20 protein-coding genes and 1 pseudogene are annotated in these 25657 nt (G+C 58.8%); 17 read left to right on the forward strand and 4 right to left on the reverse strand.

The window, feature by feature from the left end; all coding sequences use genetic code 11:
- Together C8K14_RS20775 and C8K14_RS20780 are read left to right on the forward strand one after the other, a co-directional pair.
- On the forward strand, nucleotides 1–1586 hold a 1586-nt coding region (locus C8K14_RS20775; RefSeq protein WP_208110667.1), incomplete at its 5' end, for a TonB-dependent receptor.
- A 25-nt stretch (nucleotides 1587–1611) separates the two neighbouring features.
- Nucleotides 1612–2382, forward strand: a complete 771-nt coding sequence (locus C8K14_RS20780; RefSeq protein WP_133726900.1) for a hypothetical protein — start codon at nucleotides 1612–1614, stop codon at nucleotides 2380–2382.
- 295 nt (nucleotides 2383–2677) lie between these two features.
- Here C8K14_RS20780 and C8K14_RS20785 read toward each other — a convergent pair whose 3' ends face one another.
- Complete coding sequence (locus C8K14_RS20785; RefSeq protein ID WP_158271988.1) at nucleotides 2678–3421, reverse strand: SDR family NAD(P)-dependent oxidoreductase; 744 nt, start codon at nucleotides 3419–3421, stop codon at nucleotides 2678–2680.
- A gap of 120 nt (nucleotides 3422–3541) precedes the next feature.
- Between C8K14_RS20785 and C8K14_RS20790 the strand changes: the two genes are divergently transcribed.
- From C8K14_RS20790 to C8K14_RS23160, 3 genes and pseudogenes are all read left to right on the forward strand, one after another.
- Nucleotides 3542–5023 (forward strand): aldehyde dehydrogenase, encoded by a 1482-nt coding sequence (locus C8K14_RS20790; protein ID WP_107718889.1) that lies wholly within the window; start codon nucleotides 3542–3544, stop codon nucleotides 5021–5023.
- Between the two features lie 168 nt (nucleotides 5024–5191).
- Nucleotides 5192–5956 (forward strand): annotated as a pseudogene (locus C8K14_RS23155) (amidohydrolase); the annotation flags it as partial.
- 149 nt (nucleotides 5957–6105) lie between these two features.
- On the forward strand, nucleotides 6106–6909 hold the full coding sequence (locus tag C8K14_RS23160) for an amidohydrolase family protein (RefSeq protein WP_158271990.1): 804 nt from the start codon (nucleotides 6106–6108) through the stop codon (nucleotides 6907–6909).
- Nucleotides 6910–7062: 153 nt separating this feature from the next.
- Here C8K14_RS23160 and C8K14_RS20810 read toward each other — a convergent pair whose 3' ends face one another.
- Nucleotides 7063–8274: an IS256 family transposase gene (locus tag C8K14_RS20810; RefSeq protein ID WP_107718895.1), complete on the reverse strand. Its 1212-nt coding sequence runs from the start codon at nucleotides 8272–8274 to the stop codon at nucleotides 7063–7065.
- Between the two features lie 266 nt (nucleotides 8275–8540).
- Nucleotides 8541–9596 (reverse strand): DMT family transporter, encoded by a 1056-nt coding sequence (locus tag C8K14_RS20815; RefSeq protein WP_107718897.1) that lies wholly within the window; start codon nucleotides 9594–9596, stop codon nucleotides 8541–8543.
- Nucleotides 9597–9779: 183 nt separating this feature from the next.
- Here C8K14_RS20815 and chrA point away from each other — a divergent pair, with 183 nt between their 5' ends.
- The gene (chrA, locus tag C8K14_RS20820) at nucleotides 9780–11090 is read left to right on the forward strand and encodes a chromate efflux transporter (protein ID WP_107718899.1); all 1311 of its coding nucleotides are present in this window, start codon (nucleotides 9780–9782) and stop codon (nucleotides 11088–11090) included.
- A gap of 277 nt (nucleotides 11091–11367) precedes the next feature.
- Here the strand turns inward: chrA and C8K14_RS20830 are convergent, their stop codons facing one another.
- Nucleotides 11368–13725, reverse strand: coding sequence for a TonB-dependent receptor (locus C8K14_RS20830; protein WP_107718902.1), 2358 nt, complete (start codon nucleotides 13723–13725; stop codon nucleotides 11368–11370).
- Between the two features lie 705 nt (nucleotides 13726–14430).
- Between C8K14_RS20830 and C8K14_RS20835 the strand changes: the two genes are divergently transcribed.
- From C8K14_RS20835 to C8K14_RS20885, 11 genes are all read left to right on the forward strand, one after another.
- Nucleotides 14431–15597, forward strand: coding sequence for an SRPBCC family protein (locus C8K14_RS20835; protein ID WP_107718904.1), 1167 nt, complete (start codon nucleotides 14431–14433; stop codon nucleotides 15595–15597).
- Between the two features lie 249 nt (nucleotides 15598–15846).
- Nucleotides 15847–17340 carry a CoA-acylating methylmalonate-semialdehyde dehydrogenase gene (locus tag C8K14_RS20840; protein ID WP_107718938.1) on the forward strand — a complete coding sequence of 498 codons (1494 nt, stop codon included), beginning with the start codon at nucleotides 15847–15849 and terminating at the stop codon, nucleotides 17338–17340.
- Between the two features lie 150 nt (nucleotides 17341–17490).
- Nucleotides 17491–18633, forward strand: a complete 1143-nt coding sequence (locus C8K14_RS20845; RefSeq protein ID WP_107718906.1) for an acyl-CoA dehydrogenase family protein — start codon at nucleotides 17491–17493, stop codon at nucleotides 18631–18633.
- Entirely contained in the window at nucleotides 18630–19685 is a 1056-nt protein-coding gene (locus C8K14_RS20850; RefSeq protein ID WP_107718908.1) for an enoyl-CoA hydratase/isomerase family protein, read from the forward strand. The genes C8K14_RS20845 and C8K14_RS20850 overlap by 4 nt, the downstream gene beginning before the upstream one ends.
- Nucleotides 19685–20467, forward strand: a complete 783-nt coding sequence (locus C8K14_RS20855; protein WP_107718941.1) for an enoyl-CoA hydratase-related protein — start codon at nucleotides 19685–19687, stop codon at nucleotides 20465–20467. Before C8K14_RS20850 ends, C8K14_RS20855 begins: the two co-directional genes overlap by 1 nt.
- 24 nt (nucleotides 20468–20491) lie before the next feature.
- Nucleotides 20492–21361 (forward strand): 3-hydroxyisobutyrate dehydrogenase, encoded by an 870-nt coding sequence (gene mmsB, locus C8K14_RS20860; protein WP_107718910.1) that lies wholly within the window; start codon nucleotides 20492–20494, stop codon nucleotides 21359–21361.
- A 36-nt stretch (nucleotides 21362–21397) separates the two neighbouring features.
- Complete coding sequence (bktB, locus tag C8K14_RS20865) at nucleotides 21398–22576, forward strand: beta-ketothiolase BktB (RefSeq protein ID WP_107718912.1); 1179 nt, start codon at nucleotides 21398–21400, stop codon at nucleotides 22574–22576.
- Between the two features lie 21 nt (nucleotides 22577–22597).
- Nucleotides 22598–23467 (forward strand): 3-hydroxyacyl-CoA dehydrogenase NAD-binding domain-containing protein, encoded by an 870-nt coding sequence (locus C8K14_RS20870; RefSeq protein WP_107718914.1) that lies wholly within the window; start codon nucleotides 22598–22600, stop codon nucleotides 23465–23467.
- A gap of 42 nt (nucleotides 23468–23509) precedes the next feature.
- Complete coding sequence (locus C8K14_RS20875) at nucleotides 23510–24256, forward strand: electron transfer flavoprotein subunit beta/FixA family protein (protein ID WP_107718916.1); 747 nt, start codon at nucleotides 23510–23512, stop codon at nucleotides 24254–24256.
- A complete protein-coding gene (locus tag C8K14_RS20880) occupies nucleotides 24256–25194 on the forward strand; it encodes an electron transfer flavoprotein subunit alpha/FixB family protein (protein WP_107718918.1) in 939 nt (312 codons plus the stop codon). Before C8K14_RS20875 ends, C8K14_RS20880 begins: the two co-directional genes overlap by 1 nt.
- Nucleotides 25195–25247: 53 nt before the next feature.
- Complete coding sequence (locus C8K14_RS20885) at nucleotides 25248–25655, forward strand: PaaI family thioesterase (RefSeq protein ID WP_158272954.1); 408 nt, start codon at nucleotides 25248–25250, stop codon at nucleotides 25653–25655.
- The last annotated feature ends 2 nt before the right edge of the window (nucleotides 25656–25657 follow it).

Genomic DNA, 25657 nt, shown 5'->3' on the forward strand with positions numbered 1-25657 from the left:
AAAGGGCACGCCTTACCACTGGCTGGGTTTTAATCCGCCACGCTCAGCACCTCGCCGGCGTTCCAGTGGCTGGTTTTGTCACCGCCGTGCACATCAACGGCCGCGCCGACGAATCCTCCATACCGATTCAGGTGGCCCAGACCATGCGCTGGGGGCGCGATGGCAAAATGTATGGCGATTTCCGGTCGGAATATGCGGTTCTTACCGGCAACATTACCAGCCATCCCTTTGACGTGACCACCATCACGGCCTTCTACCACTTTCGCCAGTATGACCTGAACAATGTCTCGGGAGAAGCTTACCCCACGGCATTCACCGAGCTTTCCGACTTCAAGCAATTTTCGCAGGAAGTCCGTTTTCAGTCAAAATGGCAGGGTCCATTCAATATCATGACCGGCGTTTATTACGCATGGGGAAAGATGATCTATGATATGGATTCCTATATTGCGCCAGTCATGGCCGATCCCACGACAGGAACTTATAATTCCTTCAGTCGCAACGATGGTTTTTCTACCAATTCGATGTCCGGCTTTGCTCAGGGTACGCTCAAGCTCACGCAGCAGCTCGAATTGTCGGGCGGTGCGCGCTACAGTCTTGAAGCGCGAGATTCCTATCAGCTTTCATTCGAACCGAACATTGCCTTTGCTCAGGCTTTTCCTGGCAATGTTGCGATCAGTGACCGCTATCGCGATCATAATATATCGCCAGAGGCGACCTTGCGCTGGAAACCGTATGCGGACACCACGGTCTATGCTGCTTACAAACAGGGCTTCAAGGCCGGGGGGTTTAATATCTCCCAGACGCTGACCCCGGGTGTCGGGGCCGCGAATGGTCGGTTCGGATCGGAACTTGCGAAAGGCGGTGAAATCGGACTGCGCACGCTGTTGCTCCATCGCAAGCTGAGCTTCAACCTTACCGCTTACACGTATGATTATACGCATCTGCAGGTGCAGTTCTTCGATCCGGTGACCACCGGCGAAATATCCGGCAATGCTGGTAAGTTGACGACTCGCGGCGTTGAGGCTGAATTCAATTTCCAGGTTCCAGGGGTCCATGGATTGAGCTTCCACGGCGCCGGGGCCTACAACGACGCGAAGTTCCATAATTACCTTGGGCAGTGTTATTCGGGCCAGACTATTGCTGAAGGTTGCAACCTTGAGCTGGTGGATGGTGCCTATACCAAACAAGACTTCGAAGGACGCACCGCGCCTAAGGCACCGCATTTCGCAGGTCGTGTCGGAACAACGCTGGAGGTTCCGGTATCACCTTCGGGTCTGCGAGCCGTTTTCAACGGTGATGTGAGCTACACCTCCTCCTACAATTACTCGGACGCGCTTGAACCCTTCACCGTGCAACATGCCTATGCGAAGGTCGATGCATCACTTAGCCTGTTAGCGCCGAATGATCGCTGGAGCCTCTCGGTGATCGGTCGCAACCTGACTAACAAGCTGGTGGTAAGTACAGCGAACGATATTCCCTTTGCTGGCGGCACAGGCACTGGAACCACTGCTGGTATACCGGCAGATGTTGCTGCTTTTGTTGAAAATCCTCGCTCGATATTCATTGAGCTCGCCTTGAAATATTGAACGATGAAAGGAGTTTCGAGCGGCCATGTCGAATTATCCATCCAATTATAATCCATCTCTGGACGATTCTGAGAAGGGTATTGACCTCTCATTCTTGAGAAAAATCGATAAAGTTTCGGCGTGGCTGGGAATTTTCTGGGTTATCGCCTTTATGGGGACATTTGGTATACTTTCGCATAATATTCCGCCTCCACACGCCAACTGGACTGGTCAGGAACTTGTCGATAATTATTATTTACCTTATAAGACCAGCATCATGGTGGGTGAGAGTTTGGCCGCTGTGGTTGGCTTTCTCTACGCACCTCTGACCTGCCTTCTGACAGCGCTGATGTGGAAGCGTGAAAGAGGTAATCACACGCTGTCGCTAATGCAGCTCGCGGGCGGATTGATCACCGCCTGGACACTGATCCAGAGCCCAGTGCTCTGGGCCTGGTCTGCAGAGATGGCAGGGCAGATCAATCCCGATATCATCAAGTCCGTTCATACACTGGGATGGTATCTGATCAATATGATCTACCTCATTACGACAATGCAATGTTTCGCATTGGGTATATTTACCCTGGCAGACAAATCCGAGATTCTGATATTCCCGCGTTGGGCTGCCTGGTTTGCCTTTTTTGCCGGACTGTCCTTCACAACAGAAACATTACTGCCTTTCTGCAAAACAGGAGCGTTTGCTTATGGCGGTTGGTGGAATTTTTTTGGCGGGGCTATCTTCTGGCTGTCTTTTTACCTGATTTACAATATCTATGCTATTAAATATCTGTACAGGCGCGATGCGATGGATATCGCGTAAGGAAAAGATTGTGTCGACCGGTTGATTTATCAGCCGGTCGATGTACAGAAATAATCCATCATGGTCGATTGGGTTGGCGGACGGTTAGGCACCAGAAAACACCAAATTCCTTCCTCCAGGCAACAAGAATTTGCAGTACTTCTGCGCAACCATCCGGTTCATCGGTTTTGGTCGCAACGTATGTTGACCGGGATTCCCTCGGGGCTTTCAGTTCTATTTTAGCATGGTGCATTTGCGCAGGAAAAACATTGTGGCCCTGCCATCCTGGGGGAATGGCAGGGCGCTTGTATGACAATCATGCGATGATCATTCCGCCATCGACCGGCATGGCGATGCCGGTGACGAAGCTCGCCGCATCGGAAACCAGGAAGATCGCAGCCTCAGCGATTTCCCGGGGATCGGCCATGCGTTCCATCGGCCGGATGCGTGTTTTGGCCAGCGCCGGATTGGCGTTGGATGATCCAGTGGCGAGCGGGGTGAGGGTGGGGCCGGGCAGCAATGCGTTGATGCGGATGTTCTGCTCGGCACAGTCAATGGCCGCGCCGCGAATCATTCCGTCGATCCCTGCCTTGCTGGCGCAGTAATCGGAACTCCACGGCAGGCCCTTCTGCGATGCGGCTGAAGACATGCCGACAATGGCTCCATATTTATAGGGCCACATGGCGGCAACCTGATACTTCAGGCAGAGGAACATGCCGCGCAGGTTGATCGCATTGACGCGATCCCAATGATCCACATCCACTTCATGGATCGGTTTGGAACAGCCGGTGATCCCGGCTGAATTGATGGCGTAATGCAACTGGCCATAAGCCGAAACAGCCGCATCGACCAACGCCTTGACGCTGGCCTCGCTGGAAACGTCTGTGTCGATGAATTGGGCGGTTCCGCCGTTCCTGGTGATTTCCTCTGCAAGGCTTGCGCCCGCCGGATTGCGGTCCGCAATGGTCACGGCCCAGCCGCGTTCCACCGCGATTTCGACGGACGCCTTGCCGATGCCGCTCGCACCGCCGGTGATGATGATTGAACGCCTCTCCGTCATGGTCTGCTTCTCCCAACAGGGTCTTGTCATTTGTGAGTGAATGCCTAAAGATTGCGATAATAGAACGCAAGGGCGATAATCGCACCCATTTGCATTTCATCCTATCCATGGAAGAGGATCATGATCGTGCACAATCAGGCACCGCTAGCCCATCCTACCGAGATTTTCGTCGACGGCGAATGGGCCCGCCCGTCCACCGATGCGCTGATCGAGGTGATCGCCCCTGCAACGGAGGAGGTCTACTTGCGCGTCGCGAACGCTCAGGTCGCGGATGTTGATCTGGCGGTGGCCGCCGCGCGCATCGCCTTTGATGCTGGGCCTTGGCCGCGCATGAGCCCGGCGGAGCGCGCGGGCTACCTGAATGCGATCGCGGCGGAGCTGTCTGCCCGCGCTGGTGATATCGCGGCGATTTGGCCGAATGAGATGGGTATCACCTATTCCATGGCCAGCGCTTATGCGGGGGGAGCAGGGCCATTCTTCCAATTTTATGCGGGCCTTGCCGAGAGCTTTCCCTTCGAGGAAGAACATGCCACCGTATCGGGCGCGAAGCTTGGTCTTCTTGTGCGCGAACCGGTGGGTGTGGTTGGTGCGATCATTCCCTGGAATGGCCCGATCATGCTGCTCGCCTTCAAGGTTGCGCCAGCGTTGTTGGCGGGCTGCACCGTCGTCATCAAAGGGTCGCCGGAAGCACCGGGCCATGCCCTGCTGTTCGCCGAGGTTTGTGAGAAAGTCGGTCTGCCCCGGGGCGTTGTTAATGTCGTGATTGCGGATCGGGAGGCATCGGAAGCGCTGGTGCGCAATCCTGGAATCGACAAGATTGGTTTCACCGGGTCAAGCGCCACAGGCCGCCGCATCGCTTCTATCCTCGGTGATCGCATGGCGCGCTACACACTGGAACTGGGCGGCAAGTCGGCGGCGATCATTCTCGATGACTATGATATCGAAACTGCCGCGAAGGAACTGGCGACCCGCGAGTGCGACATGTCCGGACAGGTCTGCGCTTCACTGACACGGGTCATCGTGCCCCGCCGTCGAGCAGATCAGGTGGCCGATGCGCTGGGTGCGGTGTTCCGTGATATCGTCGTGGGTGACCCCTTCGATCCGGCCGTGCAGATGGGGCCTGTGGCGACGCGGGTCCAGCGTGACAAGATTATCGGCCATCTTGACCGGGCAAAGGCGGATGGTTTTCGATTGGTCGCCGGCGGAGGCAAGCCAGCCCATCTCGACCGGGGTTGGTTCATCGAGCCCACCGTTTTCGCTGGCGTCGACAACCGCGCAGCGATCGCCCAGGAGGAAATCTTCGGTCCGGTACTTTCCGTCATCCCCGCCGATGACGAGGATCATGCGGTTCGTTTGGCAAACGATTCCCCCTATGGCCTGAACGCGGCGGTATTCACTCACGATGCGGATCGCGCCTATGCGGTGGCCCGGCAGATCCGTTCGGGCACTGTAGGCCACAATGGGCATCTGGTCGATTTCACCATTGCCTTTGGCGGCTTCAAGCAATCCGGGGTGGGGCGTGAAGGCGGGGTTGAAGGGCTTCTACCTTATCTGGAAACCAAGACCGTATTGTTGAATGGACGACCTTCCCACCTTGGATAGGTGAGTGGCTGTTGGATTGGACGTTCTGCTCCCCTGTGAGGGGGCAGAACGTGCTCTACTGGGATGCGATCGGATGTGGCCTGCTGCCGGTTTGATGGACACCGAGGTAAGGTGTTTTCATCGAACGGAGAGTATCCTTCACCACGGTCATCGCCGGGGGCCTGTGCCATGCTGAAATTCATCGCCATTGCACTGCTTGCATCATCTTCCGCCCAGGCGGCCGCACCTGCCGATCTGGTGCTGCACCACGGTGTCGTCCTGACCGTTGATCAGGATGATCGGGTGGTGCAGGCCATCGCTGTCAAGGGCGGGCGCATCCTTGCGGTGGGAAGCGACGCCGATATCGACAAGCACATCGGGAAAGACACGCAGATCATCGATCTTGCCGGTCGAACCGTGACCCCCGGCTTGATCGATACCCATGCGCATCTCCTAGAAAACGGCGCTGACGAACTGGTCTTCGTTGACCTTAGCGGCAAGACCAGCGCGGCGCAGATTCTTGCCGCCGTGGCCGCCAAGGCCGCCACCATGCCGCCGGGAGAATGGGTGTAGGGTTTCGGCTGGAACGAAGGCGTCATCGCCGAACACCGGCCTCCGACGCGCGAGGAACTCGATCAGGTTTCAGCGGGGCATCCGGTTGATCTCGTCAACATCACACACCATTACCTGCTGGCCAACAGCGCCGCGCTGGCCCAGGCGGGCATCCTCGCGGCGACGCCCGACCCGAAAGGCGGCACGATTGCCCGCGACGGCATGGGCCAACCCACCGGTATTCTGCGGGAGCGCGCGCAGAACCTCGTCTTCGAGCGATTGCCGAAACTGACGACGGATCAGTATCGACAGGCGCTGCACGCGATGGTGGACCGGATGCACGCCGAAGGCATGACCGGGGTGAAGGATCCGGCGCTGACGGCGAAGAACTGGTCGCCGATGGTGGAGATCGTCCGTTCGGAGGGCCTGTCGATTCATTTCTGTGGCCTGATCCTTGCGGGGGACACGCTGGCAAGCGCGCGCGCCGCGTTGGGGATTATCGAGAAGGGACGTGCTCAGGCCGCATCGCTGCCCGGCGGCGATCTGGCGATGTGCGGCGCGAAATCCTGCTCGATGGCACCGCCGCCGGGCGGACGGCCTGGCGTTATGAGGACTATGCCACGGATCCGAACAGGCCCGGTCCGGCGGGACACGGCTATCCATCGGTTCCACCGGAAAATTATCGGGCCATGGTGTCGTTGTTCAACCGGGCGCATGTGTCGATCGGCACCCACGCGATCGGCGACCGTGCCATCGACCTTGCTGTCGATGCCTATGCGGCGGCGCTCGCCGAAGCGCCGTCGCAGGGATTGCGCCACAGCATCATACATGCCCACGAGCCGACCGAACACGCGCTGGATACGATGGCGGCGTTGCAGAAATCCTATGACGCGGGCATTCCCGAGGTACAGGCGGAGTTTCTCTGGACCCTTGGCGATTCGCTGCCCGGTGCCTTCGGTCCGGAGCGTTCGCGCCACATCATGCCCCTCGCGACCTATCTGAAACGAGGTATCCTTTTTACCAGCGGTTCCGATTTCGGGGTGACGCCTTTGCCGGCGCGTTATGGCCTATGGGCATCGGTGGTGCGCGAGTCGCTCAAGGGCGTCTATGGCACGCACCCCTTCGGCACCGAGGAGGTGATCGATGTCCACACCGCCCTGCGTAGCTATACGAACTGGGCGGCGCGGCAGATTTTCCTAAAGAAAGAGACGGGCTCGCTGGAACCCGGTACATACGCCGATCTCGCTATCTGGGACCGCAATCCCTATGCGATTCCGACCGCGGATCTGAAGAACATGCGGTGCCTGATGACCTTCTACAAAGGCAAGCAGGTTTTTGAGCAAGGGGAACGGTAGGCGCTTTATAGCCGTTGCAAGGCCTCTATGAAGGTTTGCCATTTTGGCGTCGACGACGCTTTGACGCTATTAGAGGGCTTCGAGGTTCGGCCAAATCGCTGGTCGCGTCCGTCAATGTGGTGTAAATTCGGGTGTGGCCATCGGGCTGCATTTTCAGGCGGCTTTGGGTGTAATCTGTAGCGGCTGAACCTCCTCGATGATTGGTGTGGCGAGGGCTGCCATGCCTTCAATCTGCATGTAGCGGTGTTGGAGTTGGTATTCGTCGTTCTGCTCGAGCAGAACGGCGCCGACGAGGCGGATGATGCTGTCCTCGTTCGGGAAGATGCCGACGACATCGGCACGGCGCTTCACTTCCTTGTTCAGGCGTTCCAGCGGGTTGGTGCTGTGCAACTTCACCCGGTGCTGCTCGGGGAAGGTCATGTAGGCGAGCACGTCATGCTCGGCGTCGTCCATGCAGGCGCCGAGCTTCGGCCAGCGGGCGCGCAACTGGTCGGCGACCTGGCGCCAGACCTGTGTCGCGGCAGCGTGGTCGGGCTGGAGGAAGACCTGGCGGATAGCGGCGGCAACGACAGTGTTCTGGCCCTTGGGCACGTAGGCCAGGGCATTGCGCATGAAGTGGACGCGGCAACGCTGCCAGGTGGCGCTGAGCACTCGGGTGATCGCCGCCTTGAGGCCCTCGTGGGCGTCGGAGATCACCAGCTTCACGCCAGTCAGCCCCCGCCGTGCGAGGTCCTTGAGGAAATCGGACCAGAACACCTCAGCCTCGGAAGGGCCAATGTGGAGGCCGACAATCTCGCGCTTGCCCTCGGTGTTGACGGCTACGGCGATTATCGCGGCGACGCTGACGATCCGCCCGCCCTCGCGCACCTTGAGGTAGGTAGCGTCGAGCCAGAGGTAGGGCCAATCGCCGGTAAGCGGGCGCTTCAGGAAAGCATGGACGCGCTCATCGATGTCCTTGCACAGCTTGGACACCGAGGACTTGGAGATGCCAGTCATGCCCATCGCCTGCACCAGTTCATCGACGCGCCGGGTGCTGACGCCGGCGATCCATGCTTCCTGAATCACCGCAACCAGCGCCTTCTCGACGGTCTTCCTAGGCTCCAGAAAGCCGGGAAAGTATGCACCGGTCCGCAGTTTGGGGATCTTGAGATTGAGCGTGCCGAGCCGGGTATCGAGGCTGCGGTCGCGGTAGCCATTGCGCCAGGTCGTGCGATCGCCGGATCGTTCATGGCGGCCAGCACCGACCAAGCCGTCAACGTCGGCTTCCATGATGATCTGCAAAACACTCTCTGCGATTGTGCGCAGAAAATCTCCATCCCCGGTCTTCGCCATCAGTTCGGCAAGCGGTAGTCTGTCGTCGGTCATCGGGATCAACTCCTCGGTGGGCGTGTGAAGTGTGGTAACTCCACCTTACCGATGAGCCCGGTGGCCACCGAGATCGAAATCGCATGGGGTGGGGCATGCCCCACCCCATGCGATCGCCTCAATCTACACCGGAAATTACACCACGAGCGCGGACGCTAGGAAATCGCTGGCCTGCCAGACAATGGCAGGCCAGCTTTTGCGATGAAGGAAGGACCGGTTGGGACAGGCTAGTTTGCCGTCGTGAAGGTCAGCTTTGGCGAAACCCCTTATGCATGCCCATGGCGGTGATGCAGGTCGGGATAATGGCGGTGCGCGTGGACCAAGCGCACATGGGCGTGGGCATGGCTGTGGGGTTCGCCCGATGGGTCATCGGGGCCGTGCTCATGGCAGTGGTGCTCGTCATGCACATGAGCATGGGCGTGCTCTATCGGTTCATGGACATGGCTGTGGTCGTGGCTTTCCGCCAGATGCAGATAAAGGCCGATGATCATCAGCACGGCGGCCACGATCAGGCGCGGGGCCACGGTATCCCCCGGCAGCGCGATGGCGATCAGCGCGCCGATGAAGGGGGCTGAGGAGAAATAGGCCCCGGTGCGTGCCGAGCCTAGATGGCGCAGGGCCAGCACGAAGAGCACGAGCCTGACCCCATAACCCAGAAAGCCGACCAACCCCGCCCCGGCCATCGTTGCCAGTGCCGGAAGATGCGCGCCTCTGGCGATCCCCAGGGCAAGGTTGACGCCCCCCGCCGCCAGCCCCTTCACCATGGCGATCTGCACCGGGTCTGACCCCGAGAGCTTGCGGGTGAGGTTGTTGTCGATGCCCCATGGGATGCAGGCGCCAACGATGGCGAGGGAACCCCAGCCGACACCTCCCACGCCGCCCTTCCACGACAGGATAAGCGCCCCCGCCACGATGGCCATCGCCCCTGTCAGCAACCGCCGATCGACATGCTCACGCAACACCAGCCAGGCGATGCCCATCGTGGCCAGTCCCTCGACATTCAGCAGCAGTGCTGCCGTAGATGCCGGGGTAGATGCCAGCCCGATCATCAGCAGCACCGGCCCGGCAACCCCGCCCGCCAGCACGATCAGCCCCATCCAGCCCCAATCTGCGCGTACCAGGCAGGCTTCGTCCTTCTTTTTGGCGTGAAGCATCCAAACCGCCAGCAGCCCCAGCCCGGAGCCGAGATAGAGCAGCCCCGCTAGCATCCATGCATCTAGTCCGTCGCCTAGCAGCAACTTGGCAAAGGGTGTGCTGGCACCGAACAGCGCGGCAGAAAACAGAGCGATGACGGGACCGAAGGAAAGCGATACGTGAGCCATGGGGACGCTGTAGCACAGCGCAGAGGGTATGTCGGCGGGCGTGGCGCCAAGATACTTGCCGAGATCGCAAGGCAGCGTTAGATCGTGTCGTACCGGGGTGAAGCAACCTCCCGGTCAGGCGTCAGCCCAAGTGTTGCCTTCTCCGGCCTGCGTTTTGCGGGCGGAAAGGCGATAGGCGCATTCATGACGACTTCTTCCCATCCTGACTTTGCCGAACTGGTCCGCGTGGCGGCGCGGATAGGCTGCCTGAGCTTTGGCGGGCCAGCGGGGCAGATCGCGCTGATGCATCGCGAACTGGTGGAGGAACGCGGCTGGATCAGCGAGGAGCAATATCTCCACGCGCTCAACTTCTGCCACCTCCTGCCCGGGCCAGAGGCGCAGCAACTGGCGATCTGGATCGGTTGGAAACTGCACGGCATCCGCGGCGGGTTGGCGGGCGGACTGCTGTTTGTCCTCCCCGGTGCACTGGTCATTCTGGCGCTCTCGATGCTCTATGGCGCTGCAGCGCATCTGGCGTGGTTTGCCGCGCTGTTTCTGGGCATCAAGGCAGCGGTACTGGCTATCGTGGTGCAGGCGGTGCTAAGGCTTGCAGGGCGTGCTTTGGGAACCTCGTTTCGCAAGGGCGCGGCGGCTGTGTCGTTCCTCGCACTGTTTCTGTTCAACGCGCCCTTTCCGCTGGTGGTGATCGGGGCGGGACTGGTCGGTTGGGCAACCGCGCGCTGGCGCCCGGCGCTGCTGGGACTGAAGGGCAGCAGCAGCGCCGCGCTATCCTCGCCGCGCCCCTGGGGCTACAGCCTGAAGGCCGTGCTGATCGGCGCGACTGTGTGGGCGACGCCGATGGTGGCGGTGCTGGCGCTGCTGGGGCGTGATCATGTGCTGTGGCGGGTGGGCGTATTCTTCTCCAAGCTGGCGGTGGTGACGTTCGGCGGCGCCTATGCCGTACTGGCCTATATGGCGCAGCAGGCGGTGAGCGCGCAGCACTGGCTTTCCGCCGCCGAAATGGCCGACGGGCTGGGGCTGGCCGAAACCACGCCGGGACCGCTGATCATGGTCACGCAGTTCGTCGGTTATCTGGCAGCGTTTCGCGCGCCTGAGCCCTTCACGCCGCTGGTCGCAGGCTTGCTGGGTGCGGGGCTGACGACATGGGTGACATTTGCCCCGTGCTTCCTGTGGGTCTTTGCGCTGGCCCCGTGGATCGAACGGCTCGAACGCGCCCAATTGTTCAAAGGTGCGCTGGGGCTGGTCACCTCGGCTATCGTCGGAGTGATTGCCAGCCTATCGGCATGGTTCGCGCTTCAGGTGCTGTTTCGTACACTGCATCCCGTCGCGCTGGGACCGGTCAGCCTTGACTTGCCAATGCTCGCCAGTTTTGATTGGCGGGCGGGCGTCATTGCTCTCGCTTCGGGTTGGCTCGTCATCGCCCGCCAATGGAACATAATGTGCGTTCTGGCCTTGGCAACCGGCGCTGGCTGGCTGCTGTTCATTTTCCCCTGACACATCCCCCTCGAAAAGGAGTTCATCCATGACCGGCATCTCCCGCCGCATCGTCGTTGGCGGTATAGTTCTCGGAGCTGTTGTTGTAGCACCCCTTGAGGCAAGCGCTTAGGTCGCCGCGTCCTCTGGCGGCCATACACCCAAGCCGCCGAGCTTTGACGCCACCAAACTCACCGGCCTGTCGGAAAAGCTGATCCGCTGGCATTGGGAAAACAGTTATATGCCCGCTGGACGAAACCAGCGGGCATTTGTCGATTGTTTGCAATGAGCGTTCACATCACTTGAAGTGATAAGTGACCTGACCACCAAAAAGTGCCGGTGCGCCATAGGTGACACGGGCTGCCGAGGGGTCTGCCGCGATGCCAATATAATATTTGGCGCTGTTCACGTTCTTGCCGAATACGGCGACATCGAATTTACCCGAAGGGTCGGTCCAGGTCGCACGCAGGTTGAGCATCGTATAAGATGGATTGCGCAATTGCTGCAAGGCATCGAAGTAGTAGCTGTCGCTGTAGAACACATTGGCATTCAGCTTCAGGCGGCCACGGAGGAAATCGAGGGTATAGTTTACGTCGAAGCTGCCGGAGAAGGGAGGAGTGCGTTCCACCCGATTGCCGGTTGCGGGTAAGCTGCCTTCCGCATAGCCGCCATTGGCGGCGATGGTGGCTGGATTGGTAGCCGAGTACAGCGCTTCATAGGCGCAGCTAACGCAATTGCCCTTGGCATCATAGGCGCCAAAGTTTTGATAGCGGGCATTGACCAAGGTTCCGGCGAGGCTGACGCTTAAATTTGGCGTCACGAAATAGGTTAGATCGCCATCTAGACCGTAGACATGAGCTCGGCCCGCGTTGACGGTCACCGCTGAGCCACTGGTGCTGTACGAAGTTACCTGGATATCGCGATAGTCGTAGAAGAATCCGGCGACATTCAAACGCAGCGGGCCCCGTGCGGTCTTCAGGCCGACTTCATAGGCGTCGAGATGTTCGGGGCGCACCGGCGTATCGTTGGGCGTACCGTCGCCGCCCAGCCACTGCGATCCAGAAATGCCGCCGGAACGATAGCCTTGCGAATAGGAGGCATAGATATTGGCTTTGGGCGTAATCTCATAGCGGGCGACCACGCGCTGTGAGAAATTGTTGAAATGATCCCAGGGAGAAGAATGCTGAAGATAGGGATTGGTGGCACCGAACAGGGCTGGATTGAGCGTGAAATCCCGCTTGAAGTGATCCTGACTGTAACGACCGCCCCAGGTGATGAACAGGTGGTCGATAACCTCATAGGTTGCGTCGACATAGGCCGAGTAAGTCTGGGTCTCGTTATGCGAGCGGAAGATATTCATCATGTCGCCAGCTGCGTCTATATCGGTGTTATAAACGTAGCGATTGACGTAATCCATGAAGAAACCGCCGACGACCCAATTCAGGCGCCCACCATTTTTGGAAGTCAGGTTCACTTCCTGGGTGAATGTATCCGAACCGTCCGTCCAGGCACGATATTGACCGATAGGAATGGGATAGCTGGCAGTATAGTTCACCGCCTGATCTACCGAGTCCTTACGATAGGCGGACAACACTGCAAGATTGGCGAAACTCAGGTCGAAATCGCCCTTGAAGGTCCAGGCATCGGACTTATGCTTGGCGTAACCTGGACGCTTGGGGTCAAGTGCGACGCGGTCAGGGCTATTATAGGACAGCGTGGTACCTGCAAGCGAGCTTGTCTGGCCATAGGCATAGTTGAGGTATGGAGCGGCGGACAGACCATTCATAGGCACCACCATCTGCGATTGGGGATCGCTGGCGTAATCATGGGCGTAGGAGAACAGCAGTTTGACCCCGTCGGTGGGTTCGATCTGCACCTGCGGGCGCACCGACCATTTGGTATAGCGGGCAATATGATCGTTGCCGTCAACCACGTTGGTAATCCAGCCGTCGCCATGATCGACGGATCCTGCGATATCTGCCGTGATGCCTTTGGCTAGGCCCCCGGTTACATAAAGGGCGCCGTTGAAATCATTGTAGGAGCCAGCTCCGGCGCGGACCATACCGGAGAATTCTTCTTTGGGCCTCATGGTGTTGATAACGATCGCACCACCAACCGCGTTCGCGCCAAACAGTGTGCCTTGCGGCCCCTTGAGTACGTTCACGCTGTCGACGTTGATGAGGTCAAAATTGCTCGCCGCTGGTGAAGGCACATAAAAGCCATCGACATAGGTCGAGACGTTCTGGGTCAGCCCCGGCAAAGCGACCATGCTACCGATGCCGCGAATGGTCGGTAGAACGAAGGTTCCCGCCTGGTTGACACGCATGGCGGGAACCGCATGCGGCAAATCTACAACTGCCGTAACGCCGCTGCTCCTGAGCGATTCATTACTGAGAGCGGAAATCGAGATTGGGACTTTAGTGGCGGATTCCGTGCGCTTCTGCGCTGTGACGACGATCTCGGCTGGGCCGGCGGTCGTCGTTTGATCGGCAGTCTGTTGCTCGGCGTCAGTGCCCATGGAGGCGGAATCGGCGACTTCGGCATTCTTGGCTTCTGCCGCGTGGATCGGAGCTGCGGCAAACAGGCAAGCGGTTGCAGCGGCCCCTGCCATCAGGCGGACCCGGAACGTGATTCCATTCTCATGTCGAAAACTCATGTAATCCACTCCCTAGAAATATCCGTGCGATATTCGCTCGCTCGTGCGTTTTATGGACCAAGATGTAGTGCTGCTTCCCGATCGTGTCAATCGCGTGCGTGATGCCTGTGATCCATGCGTCCTCATGGCGAAGGCGAAAATCGGGGTTGGAGTGCTCTCAAAGAAAGCGTGCTTTGGTGGCTGATCATAGAATTAATAATGTTAAAACAATGGAATATGCTATTTTGGTGCGGGATTTGAAAACCAGGCTCTCTCGTGAGAGTGGATCATTCCGATGATCGACGAAGTCGGGGTGGTTATGGTCGAACGCTCGCGCTCAATTTGTGATTTCCGGTTTAAATTGAGGTGATTGCGTAGGGCGAGGTATGCCCGGCTCCGTGCGTTTCGGCCCTGATGGCTGACTACTGCTTGCCGAATGGATCGTCTCGTTGGTGCTGGACGGCACGAGCGATCCGGCGACGGCGCGACCTGGTGCAATGACCACTGCCAGCGCAACCTTGATAGGTGTTTGGGGACTCTCTGTGCGGCAACGCCTAGCAATTCGCTAGCCTTACCTGGCGAAGCGCCATGCCTGCTGGTGATCGATGTAGTTGGATAGCCACATCATCCAGGAAAATATGATTTCCCAAATCGCGTTTGACATAGATCAATTGACAAAAAACGTAATTTGTAATATGTTAATCATATACGGAGCAGGAGGCCATCATGGAAATCGTCAAAACTCGCCCAGCAAACACCCATTTCCTCACTCCAGGGCAGAAGGCGCAGTTTGATAGCGTCGAGGATTCGGATCCCAGTGTCGTGTTCAAGGTGATCGATCGCCTGCCGACCGATGTTTACGCATCCCAGGAGCGCTTCGATCTGGAGATTGCCAAGCTCTTTCGGGGGCGGCCCATTCCCGTCGCGGTTTCGGATGTTCTGCCCAAACCGCGCACGCGCTTTGTTATTGACGACTATGGCCCTTCGATCGTGCTGACTCGCGATGAAGAAGGTGCCGTGCATGCCTTTCATAACATTTGCACGCATCGCGCGATCAAGTTGTGTCAGAACCATGGTACGGAAAGTGGTGGTCTGATGACATGCCCCTATCACGCTTGGAGTTTTGATATGAAAGGCCGGCTCAAGAGCCTGCCTCGACCGGAAATCTTTCCCGGACTGGAAAAGTCGAAGATGGGGCTGATCGAGCTTGAGTGCCACGAGGCTGGTGGGCTTATCTGGGTCAATCTCGACAAGGACAGCAAGGCTGACTTTTCAATCGTCACCGGACCGCTTGCCGCTGATTTTGAAGCGATTGCCTTGCCGGAACAGAAAATATGCAAACATCTGAAGGTCGAGGTTAATGCCAACTGGAAATTGATCGTCGATAGTTTCTCGGAGAACTATCATGTCACCCGCCTTCATGCGAAATCGCTTGGCAGCATGTTTACCGACAGAAAAACCAGTTGCGAACTGATTGGAGAGCATCTTCGGGTGATGTCTGGCCGGGCCGGTTTCCATCAGGGCGGCGAGGTTGAAACCTTCGAGCAGTTTCGCGGATCGGCTGTGGTGCATTATACGCTGGTTCCTGGCGCGTTGATTATCACGAGCCCGAAGTACATTTCAGTGATGCTGCTCTCGCCTCAGTCGGTCGACAGGACTGTGGTCAATTACTACATGTTGGTCGATAAGTTGCCCGAAACTGAAGAAGAAGTCGCGCGCATTGAAAAGTCGCTGGCGTTGATGACCCGAATCACCACTGAAGAAGATTTCTGGGTAGCTGAACTGGGAACCATCGCCGCGAAAGTCGGCGTGGTTAAGGAAATCACCTGCGGTGGCATGGAGCGCGAGATCGTGCAGTTCCACAAGAATGTAAACGAAATCCTCGGCCTCTGAGGTTCTGGCGCGCCGCCGTGGTGCGCAGCCAAGTGGAGCCCCGCTCAGGCCGTCTCGGCCTGAGCGGGGCTCCATTCATTTGTCTGGAACTTCGTCCGCCAAATATTTCTCACGAGCCTTTCCTTGACAACGCCGCGCAGGTCGGATTACGTGCGAATATACAACGTTCGGTTGATTATCGCACAAATGCTAGCGTGGCACCTGAGTCGCAAAACGCGATCGGAGGCACATTTGACAAGGAGAGAGATGTTGCGCTTCGTTGATCATTTCGTAGTGGGTGCTGCCGGCGGCATGGGGCGCAAGGGTTCCGTGTTCAACCCGTCGAACGGGTCAATCCAGGCCGAGGTTGCGCTGGGTGACAAGAGTGTGCTCGACACAGCAGTCGCTGCCGCCTTGAAGGCGCAACCCGCTTGGGCGGCTACCAATCCTCAGCGCCGCGCCCGTGTCATGTTCGAGTTCAAGCGGCTGGTTGAAAGCAACATGCAATCGCTCGCTGAATTGCTCGCAATGGAACACGGGAAAGTGGTGGCCGATGCAAAGGGCGATATTCAACGCGGACTTGATGTGATCGAGTTCGCCTGCGGTATTCCCCACGCGTTGAAAGGCGAATTCACCAATGGCGCTGGCCCCGGTATAGACGTTTATTCGATGCGTCAGCCGATCGGAATCGGTGCTGGCATCACGCCCTTCAACTTTCCCGCCATGATCCCGATGTGGATGTTTGGCGTTGCCATCGCCTGCGGTAATGCCTTCATTCTGAAGCCTTCCGAACGGGATCCTTCGCTGCCGGTGCGCCTTGCGGAACTGATGCTTGAGGCCGGCGCGCCCGAGGGTATCCTGCAAGTGGTGCATGGCGACAAGGAAATGGTTGATGCCATCCTTGATCACCCGGCCATCGGCGCGATCAGCTTCGTGGGTTCCAGCGACATCGCCAATTACGTCTATCAGCGCGGCGCGGCCAACGGCAAGCGCGTGCAGGCGATGGGCGGCGCCAAGAACCATGGCATCATCATGCCCGATGCGGATATCGACAAAGCCGTGGCCGACCTCGTTGGTGCAGCTTTCGGCTCGGCGGGCGAACGCTGCATGGCGCTGCCCGTGGTGGTGCCGGTGGGCGCAGGCACGGCTGACCGGTTGATTGACAAGCTGCTTCCAGAAATCGAGGCGCTCAATGTTGGTGCCAGCCTTGACCCCGATGCGCATTACGGCCCCGTTGTAAGTTCCGAGCACAAGGCGCGCGTTGAGGGATGGATCGCCAAATGCGCGGAAGAGGGCGGCAAGATTCTCGTCGATGGCCGGGGGTTCACACTTCAGGGTCTTGAAGACGGCTATTTTGTCGGCCCGACGCTGATCGACCACGTCACCCCTGAAATGGAAAGCTACAAGAACGAAATCTTTGGCCCCGTGCTCCAGATTGTGCGTGCACCAGATTTCGAAACCGCTTTGGATCTGCCCAGCAAGCACCAATATGGCAACGGGGTCGCCATTTTCACCAGTTCGGGCCATGCCGCGCGTGAATTTGCCGCGCGGGTCAATGTTGGCATGGTTGGCATCAACGTGCCGATCCCCGTGCCGGTGGCCTATCACACCTTTGGCGGCTGGAAACGCTCTGCATTCGGGGACACCAATCAGCATGGGATGGAGGGGGTGAAGTTCTGGACCAAGGTCAAGACGATCACCGCCCGTTGGCCCGATACCGTGGTGGATGCCGGTTCAAGCTTCATCATACCGACCATGGGGTAAAATTTCGGTGGGGTCAGCATCCTCCCTTTCCAGTCTTCACCCGACTGGCCGCCGGTCCGCTCTGGTATGGATCGGCGGCTCCCTTTCCGGGTGGGCACGGGGACGGCGACCCATTTTTCCTATAACTTGTTTCAGCCGGCAGACTCTTCGATGACCGACCAGTTCGCACTTACTGACGACCAACTCGTGATCCAGGAGATGGCACGCCGCTTCACGCAGGAAGCCATCGTACCCTATGCTGCGAAATGGGATGATGAACATAGCTTTCCGCGCGAGACGATCCTTGCCGCAGGCGGATTGGGTTTCGGCGCGATCTATGTAAGCGAAGAGAGTGGTGGTTCCGCCTTATCGCGTCTCGATGCAGCGCTGATCATGGAGGCCATGGCCTATGGCTGTCCCGCAACCTCGGCTTTCATCTCGATCCACAACATGGGTGCTTGGATGATGGATGCCTTCGGCTCGAAGGCGCTCAAGGATCGCTATCTCCCAGGTCTCGTGACAATGGAAAAGCTGGTCAGCTATTGCCTGACCGAGCCAGGCTCGGGCTCCGACGCAGCTGCTTTGCGCACCACGGCAAGGCGTGACGGTGATGATTACATCGTTACCGGAACCAAGCAGTTCATTTCCGGCGGCGGCGTGAATGACTATTACATCGTCATGGTTCGCACGGGCGGCGAAGGGCCCAAAGGGATCAGCGCGCTGGTGGTTGAAAAGGACATGGCCGGGGTGCATTTTGGCGCCCCCGAACGCAAACTTGGTTGGAACGCCTCGCCAACCGCTCAGGTGATTTTGGAGGACGTCCGCGTACCAGTCGCCAATCGGCTGGGGGATGAGGGCGACGGTTTCAAGATCGCCATGGCGGGTCTTGATGGCGGACGGATCAACATCGGCGCCTGCTCGCTTGGTGGGGCCCAGCGCTGCCTGGACGAAGCGGTCGCCTATACCAAGGATCGCAGGCAGTTTGGCAAGGCAATCGCCGAATTCCAGAACACACAGTTCGTGCTTGCCGACATGGCGACCGATCTCGAGGCTGCCCGCGCGCTGCTCTATCTCGCCGCGGCCAAGGTCAGCACCGGGGCCCATGACAAGACGCGGTTTTCGGCGATGGCCAAGATGCTTGCGACGGACAACAGTTCTTCTGTCGTAGATCGTGCTCTGCAGATGTTCGGTGGTTACGGCTATCTGAAAGACTATCCGATCGAGCGGTTCTGGCGCGATCTGCGCGTCCACCGCATTCTCGAAGGCACCAACGAGGTTATGCGCCTCATCGTCGGTCGGGAACTGGTAAAATGAGCGAGGTCTTGATCAGTCGCGACGGCGCCGCCGGTCGCCTGTCGCTCAACCGGCCGAAGGCCCTCCATGCGCTGACCCAGAATATGTGCGAAGCGATGAGTACGGCGCTGCACGAATGGCAAGATGACAGGAGCGTGCAGGTTGTGCTGATCGATCACGCTACCGACCCTGGTGGAGATCCCAAGCTCTCGCGCGGTTTTTGTGCGGGCGGGGATATCGCCCTGATCCGCCGTTCGGCGCTGGAAGATGGCGGCGCAGCGGCACGGGCCTTCTTCGCAAGCGAATATCGGCTCAATCACCAGTTGTTTACCTATCCCAAGCCGATCATTGCCTTCATGGATGGCATTACCATGGGGGGCGGCGTCGGCATCAGTCAGCCCGCTCCCTTTCGCGTGGCGACCCTGAACACGCGCTATGCCATGCCGGAAACGGGCATCGGTCTGTTCCCGGATGTCGGGGGAGGGTGGTATCTTTCGCGCCTGCGTGGACATCTGGGCGAATTTCTGGCCGTGACCGGTGCACGGATTGATGGTGCGGATTGTCTTTGGGCAGGGCTTGCGACCCATTATCTTGATGCATCGATGCTAACGCAGGCCAAGATGCGCCTTGCCGCGGGAGAAGCGCCCGCCGCTGTGCTCACCAGTCTGACGCAATTGCCACCGTCCTCTCGCTTGGCTGCGCACGCTGATGATATTCTTCGCCATTTTGGCAAGGGAAGTCTGGAGGCGATCCTGGCCAGCCTTGCCGGAGACTCCGGTGAATGGGCCCAGGCCGAACTGGCCGCTCTCCTCGCGAAATGCCCGACCTCCGCCAAGGTATCGTTGCGGGAATTGGCGGAAAGCCGCCGTCTCGCCGATTTTGGTGAGGAGATGCGTATGGAATATCGCCTCGCCTCACGGATGATTTTGCGCCCCGATTTCGCGGAGGGCGTGCGCGCCGTAATCGTGGAGAAGGACAATGCGCCACGCTGGAACCCCGCCACTGCCGAAGACGTGACCGAGGCCGATCTCGACGCGATTTTCGCACCGTTGGAAGAGGAATGGAACGCCTGATGAGCTACGACACGATTCTTGTTGAGCGCCATGGTGCGGTGACCCTGATCACCCTCAATCGTCCGCAGGCGCTGAATGCGCTTAACAGCCAGGTGCTGGTCGAACTGACCGCCGCTTTCGCGGCTTTCGAAGCTGATCTCGAACAGGGATGCGCGGTCCTGACCGGCGCTGGCGACAAGGCCTTTGCCGCTGGCGCGGACATCAAGGAAATGGCCGACAAGCCTGCTGCCGATTTCTATGCCGAGGATTTCTTCGCGGGCTGGACCAACGATATCGTTCGCCGTGTCCGCAAGCCATGGATCGCTGCGGTGAACGGCTTTGCATTGGGTGGCGGTTGTGAACTTGCGATGATGGCGGATTTCATTCTGGCCAGCGACACCGCGAAATTCGGTCAGCCTGAAATCAAGTTGGGCGTTGCCCCAGGCATGGGCGGCAGCCAGCGCCTGGCGCGTGCTGTCGGCAAGGCGAAAGCGATGGAGATGTGCCTTACCGGCCGGATGATGGATGCCGTCGAGGCGGAACGATCGGGGCTTGTTGCGCGGGTGGTGCCCGCGGCGGATTTATTGGCTGATGCGCTCAAGACAGCTGCCACAATTGCCTCCATGGCTCCGCTCGCGGCACAAATGAATAAGGAAATGGTCAATATCGCTTTTGAAACCACGCTGGATCAGGGCCTGCTTGCCGAACGCCGGATGTTCCAGATCCTGACAGCCACCGAAGACAAGCGCGAAGGCATGCATGCCTTTGTGGAAAAGCGCTCGCCCGTCTGGTCCGGGCGCTAGGGCACAAAGAAGGGGAGGAAACAAATGCAGATCGCATTTATCGGCCTGGGTAACATGGGCGGCGGCATGGCTGCAAATCTCGTCAAGGCAGGCCACAAGGTTCATGCTTTCGATCTGGCCACAACTGCGCTTGAGCGCGCCCGTGAAAATGGCTGCGAGACGTTTTCCAGCGTTCGCGAGGCGGTGGCAGGGGCCGAGGCAGTGATCACCATGCTGCCCAATGGCGTGATCGTGCGTTCAGTCTATGATGATGACGTTATCGGCGTCGCCCCGACTAGCGCTCTTCTTATCGATTGTTCCACGATCGACGTCGCATCGGCGCGAATGGTTGCTGAAACATCCTCCGCCAAGGGCTATGCCATGGTCGACGCGCCGGTTTCAGGCGGAATCGCGGCAGCCAACGCCGGCACGCTGACTTTCATGGTCGGCGGGGAAGACGCCAGCTTCGCCGCTGCCCAGCCATTGCTTGCAGCCATGGGTAAGACGGTGATCCATGCCGGTGCCAGCGGAGCTGGGCAGGCGGCTAAAATTTGCAACAACATGCTGCTGGGCGCGAGCATGGTCGCCACGTGCGAAGCGTTTCAGCTGGCCAACCGGCTGGGCCTTGATCTTCAGACCTTCTACGATATTTCGTCCAAGGCTTCGGGCCAGTGCTGGTCGATGACCTCGTATTGTCCGGTGCCTGGCGTTGGCCCGACCACTCCGGCTGATAACGGTTATCAAGGCGGCTTTGCCACGGCCCTGATGCTCAAGGATCTGAAGCTGGCGATGGCTGCGGCGGATGATGTTGGAGCGCCGGTGCCGATGGGGCACCGCGCCGAGGACTTATACGCCGCCTTTGCTGAAAGCGGCCACGGCGGTCTCGATTTCTCGGCGATCATCCGTGAACTCTGATTGGTCGACACAATCCTCCAAGAGGCGGGAGCCAGTATGAGCGACATTTATATCATCAGCGGTGTGCGCACCGCCATCGGCGATTTCGGTGGGTCGCTGAAAGGATTTGCCGCCAGCGATATTGGCGGACAGGTGGCCGCCGAAGCCATTGCGCGTGCTGGATTGCAGCCCGGTGATATCGGCCATGTTGTGATGGGGCAGGTGTTCATCACCGGTGCCGCAGATGCCTATATCGCCCGTGTCGTGGGTTTGAAGGCCGCCATTCCCGTGGATGTGCCGGCCTTGACCGTGAACCGTTTGTGCGGATCGGGCGTGCAGGCGATCATCTCCGCCGCGCAGATGATGAAGCTTGGCGAGGCGACGATCACGCTTGCCGGCGGTGCCGAGAGCATGTCGAACATTCCCTATCACGATCACGGCGTTCGCTGGGGCAAGAAGATGGGTGACAATCTGCTCGTCGATGCGCTGACCAGAGGGCTGTCGGATCCCATAGATGGTTACCATATGGGTGTGACGGCTGAGAATGTTGCCGAGAAGTGCGGCGTTACCCGTGAACAACAGGATGCATTGGCGGTTGAAGGCCATAGGCGTGCTGCACGTGCCATCGCCGAGGGGCGCTTCGAGGAGCAGATTCTGCCTATCGAGATAAAGACTCGCAAGGGCATCACTCTCTTCGATACGGACGAGCATCCCCGCGGCGATACCACGCTGGAAACGCTGGCGGCGATGAAGGCGGTGTTCAGGAAAGATGGCACTGTTACCGCAGCCAATGCCAGCGGTATCAATGATGGCGCGGCGGCTGTCGTGCTGGCGAGCAGCGAGGCGGTGGAAAGCCGAGGTCTCAAACCAATGGCGCGGATCGTGGCGTGGGGACACGCAGGGGTCGAACCCCACCTGATGGGGCTGGGACCGGTAAAGGCGGTGCCGATTGCGCTGGCACGCGCGGGCCTGACGCTTGCCGATATTGATGTGATCGAGGCGAATGAAGCCTTTGCTGCGCAGGCCGTGGCGGTCGCGAAAGAACTGGGCTTTGATCCTGAAAAGCTCAACCCCAATGGCAGCGGCGTGGCTTTGGGCCATCCTGTCGGGGCGACCGGGACAATCCTTACTGTGAAGGCGATATACGAGTTGCGGCGTATCGGCGGACGCTATGCCCTCATTACCATGTGTATTGGAGGTGGACAGGGCATCGCGATGATCATCGAGCGGGTGTGAAGTCAAAGAAAGGGCGGGAGTATGCCAAAAATCGGAGTGATCGGCGCGGGGCAGATGGGACGCGGTATTGCCCAGGTGGCGGCGCAAGCGGGCGATGAGGTTCTATTGTCGGACGTCAATCTGGACCTTGCGGAAAAGGGCAAGGTAGCCATTGCCAAAGGGCTGGCCCGTCTCGTCGCCAAGGGAAAGCTTAGTCAAACTCAAGCGGATGCCACCCTTGCGAACATTACACCCACCGGCGAACTGATACCGATGGAAGATGCGGATGTCATCATCGAGGCGGCTACCGAACGAGAGGATGTCAAGCTCAAGATCTTTGAGGCGGCGAGCAAGGTGCTGGCGCCGAATGCGATCCTGGCTACGAATACAAGCTCGATTTCGATCACGCGCATGTCGCGTTCTGCCCCCGATCAGGCTCGCTTTATTGGCATGCATTTCTTTAATCCGGTGCCGGTGATGCAGTTGCTGGAAGTCATTCCCGGACTTGCCACGAGTGGGGACACCACCGCACGGGCAAAGGCGCTGGGCGAAGCCTGGGGCAAGCAAGTAGTGGTCTCGCAAGATGATCCCGGCTTCATTGTCAACCGCATATTCGTGCCCTTTCTGAATGAAGCCATCTTTGTGCTGGGCAATGGAACCGGAAGCATTGAAGATATCGACAAGGGCGTGAAACTGGGGCTGGCCCATCCGATGGGGCCGCTGGAGCTGGCAGATTTTATTGGCCTCGATACGCTTTACGAAATTATGCTGGTTTATCTGCAAACCACAGGCGACAGCAAATACCGTCCCGCGCCGCTTCTCCAGAAATACGTCGAGGCAGGCTGGTACGGCCGCAAGTCGGGGCGGGGTTTCTATGATTATTCGGGCGAAGTGCCGGTGCCAACGCGCTGAGCCACGCTGCGCTGTGTTTCGATCAAGCCAGGAAGTATCGATATGAGAATTCTTGTCCCTGTTAAGCGAGTGATAGATTTCAATGTGAAGCCGCGGGTCAAAACCGATGGCACAGGGATCGATCTTGCCAACGTCAAGATGAGCATGAACCCCTTTGACGAGATCGCGGTTGAAGAAGCGATCCGGCTGAAGGAAAAGGGCGTGGCAAGTGAAGTCGTTGCGGTTTCGATCGGGCCGGTCAAGGCCCAGGAAACGCTGCGTACCGCGCTGGCCATGGGCGCGGACCGTGCGATCCTGGTGCAGACCGACGAGGCGGTGGAACCGCTGGCCGTCGCTAAACTGTTGAAGGCGATCGCCAATGAGGAATCCCCGGATCTGGTTATTCTGGGCAAGCAAGCAATCGATGACGATTCAAATCAGACCGGCCAGATGCTGGCGGCTCTGCTCGGCCGCCCACAAGGCACATTCGCAAGCAAGGTTGAGGTTGAACGCAGCAGTGTTGTTGTCACGCGTGAAGTTGACGGTGGATTGGAGACGGTGAAACTGTCACTGCCTGCTGTCATCACCACCGACTTGCGGCTCAACGAACCGCGCTATGCGTCGCTGCCTAATATCATGAAGGCGAAATCCAAGCCGCTCGTGACCAAGGTGCCCGCCGATTACGGGGTGGATGTTACACCGCGCCTCAAGACGCTGAAGGTCTCTGAGCCGTCGGTGCGCAGCGCGGGCGTCAAGGTGCCCGATGTCGATGCGCTGGTCGCCAAACTCAAAGAACTGGGAGTAGCCTGATGACCAAGGTTCTTGTCTGGGTCGAACACGACAATAACACGCTCAAAGATGCAACGCTCGCCGCCGTTACCGCAGGGGCTCAGCTCGGCGAAGTGACGCTGCTGGTGGCGGGCGCGGGCGCGGGCGTGGCGGCTGTGGCTGCCGAAGCATCCCGAATCGCCGGGGTCGCCAGGGTGTTGGCCGCTGACGATGCCGCTTTTGGTCATGGGCTGGCCGAAAATCTGGCTCCGCTGATCGTGGGGCTGCTGGCTGATTTTGACGCCTTCGTCGCGCCTGCCACCACCACGGGCAAGAACATCGCGCCGCGTGTGGCCGCATTGTTGGATGTTGCCCAGTTGTCTGACATTCTTTCGGTGGAGGGGCCCCGGACATTCACGCGCCCGATCTATGCCGGCAATGCCATCGCCACGGTGGAATCCAGCGATGCCAAGCTGGTGATCACCGTGCGGGGGACCGCTTTTGCCAAGGCGGCGGCAACGGGTGGTTCTTCTCCCGTCGAAACCGTGTCCAGCAACGGTGATGCTGGCCTTTCCAGCTTTGTCGGGGCGGAAATCGCCAAGTCGGAACGCCCGGAACTGACCAGCGCCAAAATCATTGTCTCCGGCGGCCGTGCGCTCAAGGACGCCGAAACCTTCAAACAGTATATCTTCCCGCTGGCCGATAAGCTCGGTGCTGCCGTGGGCGCTTCCCGTGCGGCGGTGGACGCGGGTTATGTGCCCAATGATTATCAGGTGGGGCAGACGGGCAAGATCGTTGCGCCCGAAGTCTACATTGCCGTGGGTATCTCCGGCGCCATCCAGCATCTGGCGGGCATGAAGGATTCCAAGACTATCGTCGCCATCAACAAGGATGAGGATGCACCCATCTTCCAGGTGGCTGATATCGGTCTCGTCGCAGACCTTTTCAGCGCTGTGCCAGAACTAACCGGAAAGTTGTGAGAAGAGTTCCACGGCCTGTGACCAAACTTGAAGAGATGCTTATGCATTCGCCTATGACGCAACTTCTGGGTGTTTCCATCATACTGGAGGAACATGGGCATGTTGTTTTGACGGCAACACCGCAGCATCGCTTTAAGAACGGTGTAAATATCATGCATGGTGGATATGCTGCAAGCCTGTTAGACCATGCCTGCGGTGCTGCCGCGCAGTCCGTGCTCGACGATCAGCACTATTGTCTCACGCTTGAGCTAAAGGTCTCCTATCTCAGAAAGATTGAGGTGGAGACTGGGCCGCTGAACATTATCGGGCGCGTGCAGAAGCCGGGGCGACAGATCATGTTCTGTGAAGGCGTGCTGCAGGATGCTGATGGACATGATCTGGCAACTGCCACGTCGACCCTGATGGTCAGACCCATTGAGCATCAGTCAGAACAGCAATCCAGAACGGGAAGCCAGCAGTGACT

The organism is Novosphingobium sp. GV079, from assembly GCF_003058045.1.
GTDB classification, from domain to species: domain Bacteria; phylum Pseudomonadota; class Alphaproteobacteria; order Sphingomonadales; family Sphingomonadaceae; genus Novosphingobium; species Novosphingobium capsulatum.